This window comes from Jeotgalibacillus sp. S-D1 (assembly GCF_004358665.1).
GTDB lineage: Bacteria > Bacillota > Bacilli > Bacillales > Jeotgalibacillaceae > Jeotgalibacillus.
On sequence record NZ_SMZR01000003.1, the window covers coordinates 350,304 to 367,061 of the forward strand.

A 16,758-nucleotide genomic window follows, 5' to 3' on the forward strand; every position below is an offset into this window, starting at 1 on the left:
CTCGTCTATGATTTACTCTCCTATAATAGGGGAATCTTAGAATTAAGAGACAGGAGGTATACATATGGATAAGGCAGCTGTGGTTTGGTTTCGAAAGGATTTGCGTGTGCATGACCATGAGCCTCTTGTGCAGGCAGCGAAAAGCGGGCTGCCGGTGGTCGGGATTTATGTTTTTGACCCGAAAGAGTTTGAAGAAACACGGTATGGCTTTAAAAAAACGGATCGGCATAGAGCCCGTTTTGTACAGGATAGTGTTGAGGATTTGCGCAGTAATTTGGAGACAATTGGGGTGCCGCTTCTAATCCGTCACGGGGATCCGGCTGAAGCTTTTTCTGTGCTTTCTGAACATATATTTATTCATTCGGTTTATCTGCATGAAGAAATCGGAAGTGAGGAATTGGCGGTAGAGCATGCGGTTCGGGATTCGCTGCCGGATGCTTCATTCATGGTATCTCACGGTCGAAATTTGATTCATCCCGATGATCTGCCGTTTGCGATCGAAGAGCTGCCACAGACTTTTTCTCAATATCGGAAACGTCTGGAGGCCGCTGAGACGAAGGTTCGAGCGGCGGTCCCTGCCCCTTTGCACGTGACCGGAATATCCCTGCCAAAATCGCTTTCGCTTGGTGTGTGTCCGACTTTGTCGGAGCTTGGGCTAAACGAATTAACACGCCCCCCTCGTTATACAGGCGGTTCTTCTCTGGCAAAGGAACGTTTGACAGATTATTTTTTCACAAAGGACCGCCTGAAAGTGTACAAGGAAACGAGGAATGGCATGCTGGCAGAGGACGATTCATCCAAGTTTTCTCCCTGGCTTGCGCACGGCTGTCTGTCACCGAGAGTGGTGTATGAGCAGATTAAGCGTTATGAAAAGAACCGGGTGGAAAATGGTTCTACGTATTGGCTTTATGTGGAGCTGCTTTGGAGAGATTATTTTCACCTTGTTCACCGCAAATTTGGCAATCGGCTTTTTTTCGCTTCGGGATTACGGGACTTTTCTGTTCCCTGGGAGCAGGATGAAGAGCTGACTGAAGCCTGGATCAATGGAAAAACCGGCTATCCCCTTGTTGACGCTGCCATGCGGGAGTTAAAAGAAACGGGATTTATGTCGAACCGGGGGCGTCAGAATGCTGCGAGCTTTTTCACCAAAAATCTCGGTCTGGATTGGCGAATTGGGGCAGCCTGGTTTGAATCTGAGCTCGTGGATTTTGATGTTGCGAGTAATTACGGCAACTGGCTTTACAGTGCGGGCGTTGGAAATGACCCTATCCAGTTCCGTACGTTCAATGTTGAAAAGCAGGCGGCTGACTATGATCCTGCTGGCGATTACATCAAGCACTGGCTCCCGGAGCTCAGCCGGGTGCCTGTTCCATGGATTCATGCCACGCGGGAGATGGGGTTTATTGAACAGGAGGAGTATGGGGTAACGCTAGGTAAAGACTATCCACTCCCTGTCATTGATTTGCATGAGGCGATGCGGGAAAGAAGAGAACAGTTTAAGCAGGCGATGAAGCAAAACGATACCCAAAGTTAAATCCGATACTAAAGTCCTTCTTCTGTCAGTTGCTTTTATACTTTGTTTGAGAAAGATCGGGCTTTCTACAGTCGTGTTAAACTCTTTGATTGGAGCTGAAGGCGTGAGACTCCTGTGGGATGTAGCGGGAAAGGTGAGATCTCTGAAACGGGAAGGTGAAGATGGCTCACCCCCGCCCCGCGGAAAGCGAACGCCTTCTTGCTGCAATCAACACTCTTCAATAAAGTAAAAAAATTAAAGCCGGACAGCTAATCTGCCCGGCTCATAAAAAATGAATTTACCCAAAACTGGATGAAATTTATAAAATTACTCACATGTGGATAACTGAAATTAGACTATTTTTACGCTAATTTAGCTCAAATTAATTTGTTAGAAACTTCTAATAAGTCTGCTATGATAGGTTTTGTGTCCACTCCAGAAAAAAATAAAGCCCTGTTCTCAGATGAATTCTGAAGGACGGGCAAAAAGTTATTCAATCGCTATAAACAGGTTATCCACAAAACTTATACACATATCCACAATTTCTATCCACATGTCGTATGGGATCAGGCGTTCTCCACAATATATGCTGATGTGGATGAACAATATTCACATGTTGTGGACAAGTCATTTGGGTTATCCACTGTGCATAGAGCCGGGAATGTTTCTTCTTCATCTACGAAAACATCCAGTGCCAGCTCGACATGCTCCTTGCAGCAATAAATCTTCATTTTTTAAAACTCCTTCATTTTAATTCTTCACCTATTGTAGCACAGCTTCATTTTTACCAACCAATCAGCAGAAAAAATGGCCCTTAAACCGTTGATTGGAGCTGAAGGTGTGAGACTCCTGCGGGATGTAGCGGGAGAGGTGAGACTCTGAAGATGCGCAGCATCAAAGAGGCTCACCCCCGCCCCGCGGAAAGCGAGCGCCTTCTGCGGAAATCAACCCCTATATATGAGCTAAACACAAAAAAATTGGCAGGAATCCGAGTGGATTCCTGCCTTTCAAGTAGGCTTAAAAATTAAGAGTTGGAACGTTTTGCTTTTACATCTATATGAACTTACCCCTTACAGCTGCGCATCGTCTGTAAGTGTAAGAGTGAATTCCTGCATTTCACCGTTTCGGTATACCTTGACCTGCATGTTATCACCGACATTTTTTTCTGTGTATAAATGCTGGCGAAGCTCGATCATGCTGTTGATTTTTTCGCCATCCATTTCAACGACGACGTCCATATCCTCAAGACCTGCTGTTGCAGCTGGAGAATCCGGCACTACTCGTTCAATGACGACACCGGTTTTTACTTCTTCCGGCAGTTTCAGCTGTTCCTGCTGTGCGACAGCAGGAACATTAGCCAGATCAATCAGTGTCACACCCATTGTCGGGCGCTCTACTTCGCCTTTTGTTTCAAGGTCTTCAATGACTGGTGTTGCCATATCAATCGGAATAGCAAGACCGATTCCTTCAACGGATGATTCGGCAATTTTCATTGAGTTAATGCCGATGAGCTGGCCTTGAATATTTACAAGAGCCCCTCCGCTGTTCCCGGGGTTAATTGCAGCATCTGTCTGGATAACCTCGGATTGCCAGTCAGGCGCTCCGTCCTTATTCACATCAACTGGAATCGTCCGTTCAACACCCGATACGACACCTGTTGTCACAGATCCGGAGAATTGAAGGCCAAGCGGATTACCGATAGCAATAACCGGCTCCCCTGGTTTTAGTGCTTTTGAGTCGCCAAATTCAGCAACGGTTTCAATGCTTTTGCCGTCTACCTGAAGCACAGCAAGGTCAGTCCAGATGTCACTGCCAAGCACCTTTGCTTCAAGCTTTGAGCCGTCTGCAAGGGTTACTTCCACCTGCTCGGCACCCTCGATCACATGATGATTGGTGACAATGAAGGCATTGTCGCCTTCTTTTTTATAAATAACACCTGATCCGGTTCCCGCTTCCTGCGATTCCTCAGACTGTCCGAATACACTTCCTCCGCCGGACTGGATATTGGTGATGCCGACTACCGCATCTCCCGCCCGGTCAACGGCCTGGGTGACGTCTGATGAAACGTCATAGGATATTTGCTCTGTCTGCGCAGTTTCGTTTGTGTCGCTGGAATTCATCGTGCCGCTGTTTGACGGGGTAACCCCGTAATCATCCAGCAACGGAAGCGCCAGTACGACTAAAAGTGCGCCAACGATCAAACCGGTTAAGCTCGACAGAAAATAGCCCGCCTTGCTTCCTTTTTTATGCTTAGGTTCACGCTCCTGATGATCGTCATAATAGCCCATTATCCATTCGTCCCTTCATTATGAAATTTTCTATAGGTATACTATAAGAACTCAACATTAAAATCAGATGAAAATCAGTTAAAAACTAAAAAAAATATTACAGCATTTTCTATTATAGCCAAAAAGGACTGATGACCATGAATATTACCCAAACAACAGATCTCGAACTTATTGCAGCGCTTAATAAACCCATCCAGGATCTCCATGTGGCGCTTTATCCACAGGAATTCGTCCCATATGACAGTATTGCCATCAAATCGCAGCTGCAAAAAATGCTTCAAACCGGCACCCATGAAGTCTATGTGGCGGAGGAAAATGGCATGCATTTAGGATATGTCTGGGTGGAAATACAATCAAAGCCTCCTAACGCCTTTAAAAAAGGATATGAATGTGTCTATGTCCATCAGATCGGTGTCATCTAACAGATGTGCAAGCGCGGCGTCGCGTCAAGGCTGCTTGAGCATGTATATGAGATTGCAAGAAGACACGCGATCTCTTCAATTGAGCTTGATTACTGGTGCCAAAATACAGACGCAAAGGACTTTTACCAAAAGCATGGATTTGATGTGCGGAGAGAATTTGTCAGCAAAACACTCAGCGGCAGTTAGGCGCTTAGGAAGCCCAGCGAAAACGCAACCTTTGACAACGCTCGGCAAAACAAGCCATGATAGAAGCAGGATATATGATAAAAAGGAGGTTGTGTTTTGATGAAGGTTGATGAAGTACTGACGCGTTTACAGCAATGGGTGGAGGAAAACCGCTCCCATACGATGTTAGGTGAAACAGCTCAATATATTCCGGCACTCGCTGAGCAGGACAAGCACCAGCTTGGCATATGCATCATGGATTATGACGGAGACACGTATAAAGCCGGTGACACAGACGTTACGTTTACGCTTCAGAGCGTGTCGAAAATCATCAGCTTTGTGGCATTATGCCATTTTAAAGGACTGGATTTTGTTTTGGATAAAGTGGATGTTGAACCAACCGGTGAATCTTTTAATTCGATTATTCCTTTTGAGATTCACCGTCCGGGCAAACCGTTCAACCCGCTCATTAATGCCGGCGCCATTACTGTCGCCTCCATGCTTCCCGGTGATACGGTGGATGAAAAGTATGAGCGTTTTATTTTGTTTGTGGAGGGCATGATCGGCCGCCGGCTGGAGCTGGACGATGAGGTCTACCAGTCAGAATGGAAAACCGCCCACAGAAACCGTGCGCTTGCTTATTATTTGAAGGAATCCAATTTGCTTGACCTTGATGTTGAAGAAGCGCTGGAGATCTATATCAGACTTTGCGCGATCAGCATCAGTCTAGAGGATTTATCCAAAATCGGTCTTGTTATTGCGCATGATGGCTATGACCCAGTGGAGGAACGTCAGATTTTTTCCAGTGATGTTGCCAGAATCACCAAGGTGCTGATGGTCACTTGCGGCATGTACAATTCCTCAGGCAAGTTTGCAGCCCATGTTGGCATCCCGGCAAAAAGCGGAGTATCAGGCGGGATCATGGCTGCTGTTCCGCCAAAATGGCATTCAGAGGAAAAAGCGTTTCGAAAAGGCTGCGGCATTGCCGTATTTGGACCTGCCATTGACGCAAACGGCAACAGCGCAGCCGGAACGATGCTGCTGAGACAAATCTCAACGGAGTGGGATTTTAGTATTTTTTAATAGGAATTTATAGGGATAAAGGGACTAATGCCGTATAGGTATTAGTCCCTTTTGTCCTTATTCCGTCTCATCGATCAGCTTCACCATCATGTCCTGATCCATTGGCCCTGTTATTTTTTTAAGGATGACGCCATCTTCATTTAATACATAGGTAGTCGGAACCGTAATGGCCTGAAATTCCTCACTGAGCAGTCCGGTTTCATCGAGAAGGATCGGAAAGGTCAGCTCATAGTCCGCTGCAAAGCTTTTTACCCGGTTGATGCCGTTATCCATATTCGTTAAATTGACGGCGAGTATTTCCACGTTTTGCTCTTTTGCTTCATTTTCGTAGTACTTTTGCATATGGGGCATTTCTTCAATGCAGGGCGGACACCAGGTTGCCCAAAAATTTAAAAAGACTTTTTTCCCCTCATAATCACTTAAGGACACGACTTCGCCATCGAGCGTAGTCGTTTGTACGTCCGGTGCCTGCTGTCCTTCTTTTAATGCGCCGCCTGAGGGAACGATCTGTGCAGGATTGTCTGCCGGCTGCACGGCGTATTCCTGCTCGCGCGCCTCTTCTGCTTCACGCACTTTTTTATCTTCTATGACATTTATGATTAACATGATGACCAGTCCTGCTACTAAAAGGAGCGCGATAAGCCGTTTGATCATGAATCCATTCTCCTTTCGGAACGTCCCGCTTGTGTACTCACTATCTTTTCCTATCATAACCGTTTTTCATCCGTCCTTGCGGAAAAACGATTTTCTTTCACAAAGATGTCGGAAAAACAGCACAAAAAAACCACAGCCCGGAAGACTGTGGTGATGATTCACTTAAATAGCGTATAGTTCAGTGGCTTTTTTCGCATCGGTATCGTATAAATCAAATTGTTCGCCGACAACGAGCCCGCGCTCCTGAAGGGTCTGGCTGACACTCATTCGGGCAAGATCCTTCATGTTGTTGTCCTTGGACAGATGGGCAAGGTAAATCCGCTTCGTATTATCGCCAACAACCTCACTCATGGCAATCGCCGCATCTTCATTGGACACATGTCCAACGTCGCTTAAAATGCGCCGCTTAATATTCCAGGGGTAATGGCACATCCGAAGCATGCCCACGTCGTGGTTGCTTTCAAATACATACGCATCCGCTCCCCCGATAATGCCCTTCATGCGGTCGCTCACGTAGCCTGTGTCCGTCATCAGCGCAAGCTTCTTGCCGTTATGATGAAACACATAAAACATCGGTTCAGCAGCATCGTGGGAAACACCGAATGATTCAATATCCAAATTGCCGAAGGTTTTAACGGTTTCCATCGGGAAAATGAATTTTTGCTCCGGGTCCACTTTGCCGATCAATGGTTCCATGGCGGTCCATGTTTTTTCATTGGCATACACCGGCAGATTATACTTACGCGCCACAATGCCAAGGCCTTTTATATGGTCGCTGTGTTCATGGGTCACCAAAAGACCGCTTAAATTCTTCATGGAACGGCCGATTTGCTGAAACAGGATTTCCATCTGCTTACCGCTTAAGCCGGCATCTACGAGAAACGCCTGCTCATCTGTTTCGACATAAACAGCGTTTCCTGTGCTCCCGCTTGCGAGCACACTCATGTGCATCGTCATATTAGTTCACTCCACTGTTTCTTGAATTTCTTCCAGACGCTGAAACTCTAAACTTTCCTGATTGATTTCTATTATACTCGGATTTACTGCATTCATATAGTGATTGTCCCTGTCGCCATCTTCCTGTTCAACCAGCATTCTCCATGTCGGGGTCAGAACCTGCGTATTGGCGGTCGCTTCCGACAGCTGAATAAAAGGATAGTAGCCCAGTTCAACCTCGATCACCTCTGAATTCGGCTCGATGATATTGCGACGGTAAAATCCTTCAAGCGCCGTTTCTGGTGTGATAATCGTTTGTTCCTCTGCGAACTCTTCGATCGATGTCAGCATCGTCTGTTCATATCCAATCGCCTGATTGCTGTCATTTAAATGAACGACTAATCTGCCATTGATATTATGATAGAGTGGCATGTCTTTAAATTCCTGATGATAGATCAGCCGGTTTTCACCCTCCTGATAATCCCAAAAGGTATAATCCTCTCCGCCTGTCACAAACTCTTCCAGATAGTCTTCGAGTTCTTCAGGGTCGGAGGGATCATCGATATCAAGCGGTGTATCCAATTTTGATTCCAACACTAAGTTATTGCGCACCGAGGCGGTCTGCCCTTTGAGATCGCTCACCTCAGATGCGGAAAATCGGTAGACACTCGCATTTAAATAAGGATGGGCGTCCACATCATCCGGAGGCGGCGTTTCAAAGGTAATATTATCTTTTAAAAACCGCTGATCAAAGGTTAACTCCGATTTCACTTCCAGCTGGGAGCTCTGGTATTTATTCATAAAGAGGGTGAACAGGAAAATGTCCAGGATCAAAAAAACAATGATAAAGATGGTTTTCGTTTTACTCCAGTCCAACCGGTTCGCCTCCCTCCCACGGAACCCGTTGCCAACTTCCGTTATATAAATAAAACCACATCGGTTCAAGTGTATACAGCTCTTCTGTATTCGAGTCCTTGGTCATGCGATACGCAATCATCATGTCCTCGAGAAGATCCGGGTCAAAATCAGCCAGCGTTTCCAGTGCTTCGATCGCATCATACCCTGAAGGCAATGATGCCTTTCGTGTGGCGGTCGGCAGCTGAAGCGCAATGCTCATAAAGGAACGGTCGTACTTATAGATTCTGGAATCTCTCCATTCCTGTTCAATCGTGGCTGCACCGTTGTCATTAAACACAGGAAGCCCCTGAACGTGAAGGCGGTAGGTAACTTGCTGATCGATAATATCCAAATCGTATAATCGGTATGGATCCGTCCACCCCTTGTGTTCGTTCACAAACCGCCTGCTTTTTTGCAAAAGATCTGAAGGCGTGCCGGTGATAAGGGAATCCGAGGCTGATGGATTCACATAATTTAGCGTGTTGGTTGCCCGGTCCACCTTCATCAGGCTTGTTTTATCAAAGAACTGGTCTTCATTTGCCCCGAGTGAGTTGACCTCTACTGCGTTGGGATCTGAAAACAGTGCATCGATAAATTGCTGAGGGTCGATTCTGTTCATGTAATACTTATATTGAATAACGTCACTGACGGATTTCGGCAAATAAATCTTTCTGTCTTCTCCGGCCTCGTAGGCAAAATAGCTTTGATACATACCGGAAGCATTTGCGATAATCTCCTGATTCAAAACGGCCAGCTCATCCCGCTCTACCTTCGCTTCATGCACGATTCTTGCATCGTACGATACAAAGTAAACATTAAACGTCGCTTCTTCCCGCTCCGAGAAACCGACAATGATGCGGTCAAAGGTTGTTTCAGGCAGCTGGCTTACCTCAAAATTAAACACATCCTGATAAGCGGATAATGGCACCTGTGCAGGAAAAAGGATCTCCAAACGGTTGGATCCATGTACCAGCCTTTTGAATTCCTGTTCATTAAATGAGTTATTTTGACGAACATTAAAGAAGTTCCAATCCTCCATAATCGACAGAAGCTTGCTCACTTCATTTTCACTGGTTGTTCCGTGAACCGTTTCCTCGCCATGCACCAAAAACCGGCTTGGTTTAATAAGCTCGCTGTTATCCTGAGCATCCGCGATTGCAACGTCCACTGTCGGTGTGGTGTTCTCAATTTCAGTGTAGCTTGGCTGATAGGACCAGACATTCCATGTCAGCAGGCAGCTTAGTACGACAAGAAGAGACAGCAATATGGATTTAAACAATTCTATGTTCATAACCATTCATCCTCATTTGTAGGATCATACGGAAGAGTGAAATAAATCGTTGTTCCTCTTCCTTCCACACTCGAAGCCCAGATCCGTCCTCCATGTGCAGTAATCATTTCTTTAGCAATGGCGAGACCAAGGCCTGTACCGCCAAGCTGTCTTGTTCTGGCTTTATCCACGCGGTAAAAACGCTCGAAGATATTTTTAATATTTTCACGCGGGATGCCCATCCCCTGATCCGACACGCTTACGACAATTTCTTTTTCTTTTTCCTTCTTCTCCACTTTAAATCCAAGCTGTCCGCCTTCTGGAGAATACTTTAATGCATTGGAAATGATATTATCCAAAACCTGCGTCATTTTATCGGTATCAATTTCAACGTACAGCAGCTCATTAGGCAGCTTGGTTTTAAAGGTAACATTTTGTGAGCGTCCCATTTCAAAGCGATCAATGATTTTTTGGTAGAATTCAATGAAATTTACCCAGTTTTTATTTAAGCGATAATCCTTGCTGTCCATTTTAGAAAGCTGCAGCAAATCATTTACCAGACGAATCATTCGTTCTGTCTCAGTCTGTGTCACGTTTAAAAATTGTGGTGCAATGTCCTTGTCCTGCCATGCGCCTTCAGCCAGTGCTTCAAGATAGCTTCTCATCGTCGTTAGCGGCGTGCGAAGCTCATGCGATACATTTGCCACAAACTCCCGGCGCTCTGCATCAATTTTCTCCTGCTCGGTGATATCATGCAAAACGGTGATAAGACCATTCACAAAGCCGGTCTCCTTTTGGATAATAGAGAAATTAGCACGCAGGACATACGGTCTTCCCGGGGTACTGAAATCAAGTATTAAAGAATCCTGCTGACTTAACAGGTCTTCAAATGAATATTCATCTTCGACACCCAGCAGATCTGAGATTGACTGAGACAGAACAGTTTCACGTGAAACGTTCAGCATGCCTGCAGCCGGATCGTTAATCAGGATAACCCTTCCCTTTCGATCGGTCGCAATAACGCCATCAGTCATATAGGAAAGCACGGAAGACAGCTTTCTCCGTTCTCCTTCAGTTGTCGCCTGGGCCTCCTGAAGCCGCTTCGTCAGGTTGTTAAACGTAATGGCCAGCTGGCCGATTTCATCGTATCCGTATACTTTAACTTTTCTGGAAAAGTTCCCTTTTGCCATGGCAAGAGCCTGTCTTCTCATATCTGAAATCGGACGTGTAATCGTTTGAGCCAACAGAACGCCAAGAACAGCTGTAATAACTAGCGATATAGCCGTTCCCCCAGCCAGGATGCTATTGATATCATCCATCTGCGAATACACATTTTCAATCTTTGTGACAATGTAGATTGAACCGATGACCTCTCCATTTGAAATCAAAGGAGATGCCAGCACCCAAATACGGCCAAGATCCGGATCATTCGGATCAACAAAGGTCTGATTTTGTTTTTCAGTCAGGGTGTCCCCTTCTTCAAGTGTCCGCTGAACAAGGGAATCCGTCATCCTCTGGCCGATAATCGTCTGATAGCTGTTATCGCTCGAAGACCAGGCACCGATAATCCGGCTCCTGGCATCAATGACACGGACTTCCTGAATGTCTTCTGAGTCCAGCCCGCTTAAAAGAACGTTGATGGCATCGCTAAGCGGTCCTTCTTCTTCCATCCGGTTGCCCTCAATATCCTCCACCATGGCTTCCGTCACACTGTACTCGAGAGGACTCAGCCGGTCCTCAATGGATTCTTTGAAATTATTAACAAGTGTTTCCTCAAGCTCCCGAACAAAATACAAGCCGATAATTTGTATGGCCAGCGCAATCAGCAGCACATAAATCAACACAAACTTTAAGTGAATCGACCTAAAAAAACCAACTTTCCTCATTCACATTACTCCTGATCCGGATTTCTCAAATAATACCCCACGCCGCGGCGTGTCACGATCCAGACCGGATGGCTCGGATTGTCTTCAATTTTCTCGCGCAGACGGCGCACCGTTACATCGACTGTACGGACGTCACCATAATAGTCATAACCCCATACCGTCTGTAAAAGATGCTCGCGCGTCATTACCTGTCCAATATGCTTTGAAAGGTAGTGCAGCAATTCAAACTCACGGTGAGTCAGCTCAATTGTTTCCCCGCGCTTCGATACCATATAGGCATCCGGGTGAATAGTTAGAGCTCCCACTGCAATCTCATTTGTTTCATTTTGTTCTTCAAGCTGACCTTTAAGCGCCTGGTGGCGTCTTAAGTTCGCTTTCACGCGGGCAACAAGCTCACGCGTGCTGAACGGCTTTGTGACATAATCGTCTGCCCCTAATTCAAGACCAAGAACCTTATCAATCTCGGAATCTTTCGCTGTCAGCATAATAATGGGCATCTCAAAGTTTTTGCGCACCTCACGGCATACTTCCATTCCATCGCGGCTTGGCAGCATGATATCAAGCAAAATCAAATCAGGCTTAATTTCATTCACCATTTCAAGCGCTTCATCGCCATCATAAGCACAATGAACCTCATAGCCCTCCTTTTTCAGATTAAACTGGAGGATATCTGCAATAGGCTTTTCATCGTCAACGACCAGAATTTTTTTATCCATATTTATAATCTCCTTTGTAGAACGTCTATTTTAATTTTTAGTCTTTTCATTGTGTAGTTAATTAAACACGGCTATAGCTAATGTATCATGTTACAGCTTATAATTCACTCTTTTGAAGTAAGCGTTTGAGGAAACTTCACGATATTTCCCCGGAAATATGAAGAATGGAGCAAGTAATAAAAAAGCCTCCGACCCGTAATGAGTCAGAGGCGTGGTCTTTCTTACAGATAGTCCATCGGATTAGCCAGTTTACCGTTTGAATATACTTCAAAGTGGAGGTGAACGCCTGTGGAAAAACCAGTTTCCCCCATTAATCCAAGAGATTCTCCTTTTTCCACTACCTGGCCAGGCTCCACATGGATCTCACTTAAATGAGCATAGATTGTTCTTATGCCATTGTTATGATCGATGACCACTTTATTACCGTAGTCGCCGTCCATACCTGCAGAGACAACCTTTCCATTATCGGCACTTTTAATCGTTAAATTATCCGTACCTGCTATATCAATTCCTTTATGGTGTTTCCCCCATCTCGGACCCTGGTGGCTTGTGATCGTTCCGCCGTTTGCAGGCCATCCCAGCTCTCCTGTTCCGCGTGATGGAATTTCTTTTGTCCCTTCAGCAACGATTTGCTTTTGAGGCTTTTCTGTCACTTTCTCATCTTTTTTGGATTGTGACACTTCCTTACCATTTGTTTCCACAACTTTCAGTGTGTATTCCCGCTCGCCTTCTTTTCCTTCTTTTTCAACACGCGTTTTTCCTTTAAGCAAGTCAGCGTCTTCCACGGTTTCCTCTTCAAAAGCGATGCTTTCTTTAACACGTTTTTCTTTCTTTACTGTTACCTCCAGCCCTTCCAGCTGTCTGATCACTTTAACCTCACTGTCTGGAGCAAGCTCTTCATCTTTTTCCAGATCGCCATTCAATTCGAAAAATGTTTCTTCTTTCATATCATATTTATCGATGATTTGTTCAATGGTCTCATCTTCAGCTACTTTGTGAGTCTCTTCCTGCTCACTTCCTTCAAGCAGGCGTTCTGCTGCTTTTTCAGCTGACACCAATTTTTCAGGCTCAACTTTCACGTCAGCCGGTTTTTTAAAATCTTCAATCGAAATATCCGTTATCCTGGTTTCATCCGTTTTCAGATCGGGTAATGTGCCTGTAGACTGCCGATCATACGCAGCGAATTCATTTATAGAGACAGCACTTTTTTTCATGATGCGAAGCATATCTTTTACTTCTTCTTCATTCCTTACATACGCAATTGATTCACCATCAAGCTCAATTGCCTTCGCTTCTGTTTCAAAGGCTGCTGATTCTTTTATTTGTTCCAGTACTTCTTCATCGTGCGTTTCAGCACTGAACACTTTTTCAGGTACGATGGTAAGCTCGTCCTTTAAATTAACGGCAAGCGATGAAAGATCATATTTATCTTTGAGTTTTTCCTTTTGTGATTCAATCCACTTGTTTAGAGTTTGCTCATCTTCTATGGCTCCGGCGTATTCGTCTCCGGAATAGACATGATACATCAGCTTAAGATCCGCATCCATATCATTCGCTGCTCCCGCTTGATCCATCCACACAAGAGAAGATAATAATATCCCGGCCGCTGCCAATTTCAATGTTTTAGAAAATTGATATGATTGTGGTGCTTTATTCTTCTTTCTCATTCCGTACTCCTTCCACTTACATCCTCAAATGTATGTATCGTTTTACTTGAATAAGTGACCCGTTTATCAAAGGATCGAGTTCTGTCCTGATTTTTCACACCCTACCAATGTACCATATGACCCGTTAAAAAATAGATCAATAGACTATCTGTAAAGGAAATGAAGTATTGATATGAAATGATGGAATGACAGGAATAATTAAGTAAGTTAAGGGGCTCTTTACGGGCTGGATAAGGAGGAAATGAAGAATCTGCACATCATATGAAATAGGACATTAGACTCCCCTTTGTAATGTTTTTGTTACGAAGGTTTTTTTGCATAAAAAAAAGATACACCACTAGCGCAGCGTATCTTGATGGCTTTGGACGGAATCGAACCGCCGACACATGGATTTTCAGTCCATTGCTCTACCGACTGAGCTACAAAGCCTTGTTTAGTTATTATTCTTTTAAAAATAATGGCGGTCCCGACCGGGATCGAACCGGCGATCTCCTGCGTGACAGGCAGGCATGTTAACCGCTACACCACGGGACCATGTTATATTGTAAGAAAATTTTAATTGGTGACCCGTACGGGATTCGAACCCGTGTTACCGCCGTGAAAGGGCGGTGTCTTAACCGCTTGACCAACGGGCCGCAAGAACTTTCTCTTAACAACGAATCTAAATATATCACAATACTTTTTACTATGACAATCTTTTTTTAAAAAAACTTTTATATTTCTACAGAATTCGAGTTTATCCCCTTTCAAAACAGATAGTTGAATGATTATAACAGTGTCATAATTTGTCTCCTGCTACTTTTGCTTTAAGTTCATTTAAAGGATATTTTTTTAATTTGCACATAGTTGATTGGAGCTGAAGGTGTGAGACTCCCGCGGGATGCAGCGGGAGAGGTGAGACCTCTGAAACTCAGGAGCGCTTGAAGATGGCTCACCCCCGCCCCGCGGAAAGCGAGCGCCTTCAGTGGAAATCAACGGCCTAATTTACATGAAAGAACCCAGACAATATTTATGCTTATTTTCTATGTCCAATCCTTTATACTTAATTTAGAAGAATACATAACTAAGGAGGGCAGGACATGCAGATTTTTTTTCGTCTATGGAAGCAATTATCGGAAATGGATTTTCGGATTATCTCCATTTTATCTGTTGCTATTATTTTATTTGGAACGGTTTCTGTCCACTTCATTGAACCCGAAACCTTTCCAACATTATTCGACAGCTTTTGGTGGACAATGACCACTCTCACAACGGTAGGCTATGGTGACTTTTTTCCAGTAACGGTTGCAGGACGTTTAGTGGGTGTGTTCCTGTTTATCTTTGGCATTGGCTTAATAGGGGTGCTGATCGGAAAGATTGTCGAATCAGCCAGCACGTATCAGCGTTTGAAGAAGGAGGGACGACTTGTGTATAAAAAATCCGGACATTTTGTTTATATCGGCTGGTCTAAAAAAACCGAACAGGCCATGCGGGAAATTTTTAATCATGATCCAAAAGCATCGCTGGTGCTGATCGAGGACCGTTTAGAAACGCCTATTACCCACGACCAGATTCATTTTATCAGCGGCGATCCAACAGAAGAAAAAGTATTAATGAAGGCAAATATACTGGAAGCCAAACGGGTAGCGATTTTCTCTGATCCTGACATTGAGAACGCTGTTTTGAAGGATGGAAAAAGCCTGTTGATTGCTTCTGCTGTAGAAGCGCTGTCGATTCAGCATAACAATGACATCCAAACCATTGTAGAAGTGAGTGAAGAACGGCATATCTCGAAGTTTAATCATATCCGGGTGGATGATTTTATTTTATCCGATGATTCGGTATCCCTTCTAATGGCGAAAGCAACCCTTCAGCCAGGCACCACGACCATTTTCAGACAGCTTTTGAGCAAGAAGTTCGGTAATAATATTCATGTAATCAAATCAAAACCCTCATGGAATACCTACCGTGATGCCTCGCAGAAGCTGCTGGATGATGGCGCTGTATTAATTGCTGTCAATGAGGATATGGATTTTCGGGAGGCCAATCAAAAAAAGCTGACCAAAGAAGATACCTTATACGTGATTTGCCACGATACCGCCTTTGAGAAACTTAAAGCGATTTACCAGACGGAATAATCTTCCGTCTTTTTTCATATAGTCTACGTTATAAATAATCTCCTCTTTTTTACAAATTCCTATATACTTATAAATAATTACATTACTAAAGTGGAGGAATGTCCATTGCCCATAAGGAAAAATGTAAGAAAGCCTCTCCCTGCCAGAAAAAGAAGCCAGCATAAAACACTGTCCATTAAAATGATTGTAAAGCGTTCGGCTTTTATTATCACTGGAGCTGTTCTGATGGCTGTCGGTCTTGAGCTGTTTTTAGTACCCAATCAAGTCCTTGACGGCGGCATTGTAGGAATTTCAATTATTCTTTCTTATTTGACCGGATGGAAGCTTGGATTTTTCATTTTCACCTTAAATATCCCCTTCTTTTTTGTAGGCTACAAGCAAATCGGGAAGACCTTTGCCTTATCTACTTTACTCGGCATCAGCGTGCTGTCCCTGGGAACGTTCTTGTTACACCCTGTGCCGGTATTTACAGACGATCTGCTGCTTGCCACCGTATTTGGCGGCATTATCTTAGGGATGGGTGTCGGAATCGTTATACGCTACGGAGGGTCGCTTGACGGCACTGAGATTTTGGCTATTTTATTTAATAAAAACAGCCCCTTTTCTGTTGGGGAAATCATTATGTTTTTTAATTTCTTTATTTTTGTTCTTGCTGGATTTGTCTTTGAGTGGGACCGTGCCATGTACTCGGCAATGACCTATTTTATAGCTTTTAAAACCATTGATATTGTGATACAGGGAATTGATGAATCGAAGTCCGCCTGGATTATCAGTGATGACCATGAAGATATCGGGCAGGCCATCATCGACCGTCTCGGCCGCGGTGTGACATATTTACACGGGGAAGGCGCCTATACTGGGGACGGCAAAAAAGTGATCTTCTGCGTGATTACCCGGCTGGAAGAAGCCAAATTAAAAGGGATCGTGGAAGACATTGACCCTTCAGCATTTCTTGCTGTCGGCAGCATTGCAGAAGTCAGAGGCGGACGGTTTAAAAAACGGGCGATTCATTAAAGAAATGAGACCGGGAAAAACGGAAAAAAGCATGTTCTCACGACAAACGTTCGTGAGAACATGCTTTTTATTTATATGGGACCATTTTCTAAAAAAGTAGGTTCATAGAAGCGGAAATGAACCGGTCTCT

The 16,758-nt window shown here is 44.5% G+C and carries 15 protein-coding genes and 3 tRNA genes; 6 read left to right on the top strand and 12 right to left on the bottom strand.

Features of this window, described 5'->3' with window-relative positions; translation table 11 throughout:
* Positions 1-64: 64 nt before the first annotated feature.
* A complete protein-coding gene (locus E2R51_RS12495) occupies positions 65-1,534 on the top strand; it encodes a DASH family cryptochrome (RefSeq protein WP_133377405.1) in 1,470 nt (489 codons plus the stop codon).
* 545 nt (positions 1,535-2,079) lie between these two features.
* On the opposite strand, the gene E2R51_RS12500 is transcribed toward E2R51_RS12495, so the two are convergent.
* Together E2R51_RS12500 and E2R51_RS12505 are read right to left on the bottom strand one after the other, a co-directional pair.
* Entirely contained in the window at positions 2,080-2,244 is a 165-nt protein-coding gene (locus tag E2R51_RS12500; protein WP_133377406.1) for a CxxH/CxxC protein, read from the bottom strand.
* 339 nt (positions 2,245-2,583) lie between these two features.
* On the bottom strand, positions 2,584-3,801 hold the full coding sequence (locus E2R51_RS12505; protein WP_133377407.1) for a S1C family serine protease: 1,218 nt from the start codon (positions 3,799-3,801) through the stop codon (positions 2,584-2,586).
* Positions 3,802-3,938: 137 nt separating this feature from the next.
* Here E2R51_RS12505 and E2R51_RS12510 point away from each other — a divergent pair, with 137 nt between their 5' ends.
* The 3 genes from E2R51_RS12510 to E2R51_RS12520 all read left to right on the top strand — a co-directional run bounded on the left by E2R51_RS12510 (position 3,939) and on the right by E2R51_RS12520 (position 5,471).
* Entirely contained in the window at positions 3,939-4,223 is a 285-nt protein-coding gene (locus tag E2R51_RS12510; RefSeq protein WP_133377408.1) for a GNAT family N-acetyltransferase, read from the top strand.
* A gap of 3 nt (positions 4,224-4,226) precedes the next feature.
* Positions 4,227-4,409 carry a GNAT family N-acetyltransferase gene (locus E2R51_RS12515; RefSeq protein WP_133377409.1) on the top strand — a complete coding sequence of 61 codons (183 nt, stop codon included), beginning with the start codon at positions 4,227-4,229 and terminating at the stop codon, positions 4,407-4,409.
* Positions 4,410-4,508: 99 nt separating this feature from the next.
* The gene (locus E2R51_RS12520; protein WP_133377476.1) at positions 4,509-5,471 is read left to right on the top strand and encodes a glutaminase; all 963 of its coding nucleotides are present in this window, start codon (positions 4,509-4,511) and stop codon (positions 5,469-5,471) included.
* A 57-nt stretch (positions 5,472-5,528) separates the two neighbouring features.
* On the opposite strand, the gene E2R51_RS12525 is transcribed toward E2R51_RS12520, so the two are convergent.
* The 10 genes from E2R51_RS12525 to E2R51_RS12570 all read right to left on the bottom strand — a co-directional run bounded on the left by E2R51_RS12525 (position 5,529) and on the right by E2R51_RS12570 (position 14,132).
* Positions 5,529-6,125 carry a TlpA disulfide reductase family protein gene (locus E2R51_RS12525; RefSeq protein WP_133377410.1) on the bottom strand — a complete coding sequence of 199 codons (597 nt, stop codon included), beginning with the start codon at positions 6,123-6,125 and terminating at the stop codon, positions 5,529-5,531.
* 162 nt (positions 6,126-6,287) lie between these two features.
* Positions 6,288-7,082: an MBL fold metallo-hydrolase gene (locus E2R51_RS12530; RefSeq protein WP_133377411.1), complete on the bottom strand. Its 795-nt coding sequence runs from the start codon at positions 7,080-7,082 to the stop codon at positions 6,288-6,290.
* 6 nt (positions 7,083-7,088) lie between these two features.
* Positions 7,089-7,937, bottom strand: coding sequence for a two-component system regulatory protein YycI (locus E2R51_RS12535; RefSeq protein WP_133377412.1), 849 nt, complete (start codon positions 7,935-7,937; stop codon positions 7,089-7,091).
* Entirely contained in the window at positions 7,924-9,249 is a 1,326-nt protein-coding gene (locus tag E2R51_RS12540; RefSeq protein ID WP_165967216.1) for a YycH family regulatory protein, read from the bottom strand. The genes E2R51_RS12535 and E2R51_RS12540 overlap by 14 nt, the downstream gene beginning before the upstream one ends.
* Positions 9,246-11,114 (bottom strand): cell wall metabolism sensor histidine kinase WalK, encoded by a 1,869-nt coding sequence (walK, locus tag E2R51_RS12545; RefSeq protein WP_133377414.1) that lies wholly within the window; start codon positions 11,112-11,114, stop codon positions 9,246-9,248. Before walK ends, E2R51_RS12540 begins: the two co-directional genes overlap by 4 nt.
* A 5-nt stretch (positions 11,115-11,119) precedes the next feature.
* Positions 11,120-11,830 carry a response regulator YycF gene (gene yycF, locus E2R51_RS12550; protein ID WP_133377415.1) on the bottom strand — a complete coding sequence of 237 codons (711 nt, stop codon included), beginning with the start codon at positions 11,828-11,830 and terminating at the stop codon, positions 11,120-11,122.
* A 221-nt stretch (positions 11,831-12,051) separates the two neighbouring features.
* Positions 12,052-13,497: a peptidoglycan DD-metalloendopeptidase family protein gene (locus tag E2R51_RS12555; protein WP_133377416.1), complete on the bottom strand. Its 1,446-nt coding sequence runs from the start codon at positions 13,495-13,497 to the stop codon at positions 12,052-12,054.
* Between the two features lie 356 nt (positions 13,498-13,853).
* A tRNA-Phe gene (locus E2R51_RS12560) sits at positions 13,854-13,926 on the bottom strand.
* Between the two features lie 29 nt (positions 13,927-13,955).
* A tRNA-Asp gene (locus tag E2R51_RS12565) sits at positions 13,956-14,031 on the bottom strand.
* A 26-nt stretch (positions 14,032-14,057) separates the two neighbouring features.
* Positions 14,058-14,132: transfer RNA gene (locus E2R51_RS12570), tRNA-Glu, on the bottom strand.
* 444 nt (positions 14,133-14,576) lie between these two features.
* Here E2R51_RS12570 and E2R51_RS12575 point away from each other — a divergent pair.
* Together E2R51_RS12575 and E2R51_RS12580 are read left to right on the top strand one after the other, a co-directional pair.
* Positions 14,577-15,614, top strand: coding sequence for a potassium channel family protein (locus tag E2R51_RS12575; RefSeq protein WP_133377417.1), 1,038 nt, complete (start codon positions 14,577-14,579; stop codon positions 15,612-15,614).
* Positions 15,615-15,794: 180 nt separating this feature from the next.
* Positions 15,795-16,628, top strand: coding sequence for a YitT family protein (locus E2R51_RS12580; protein ID WP_133377477.1), 834 nt, complete (start codon positions 15,795-15,797; stop codon positions 16,626-16,628).
* The last annotated feature ends 130 nt before the right edge of the window (positions 16,629-16,758 follow it).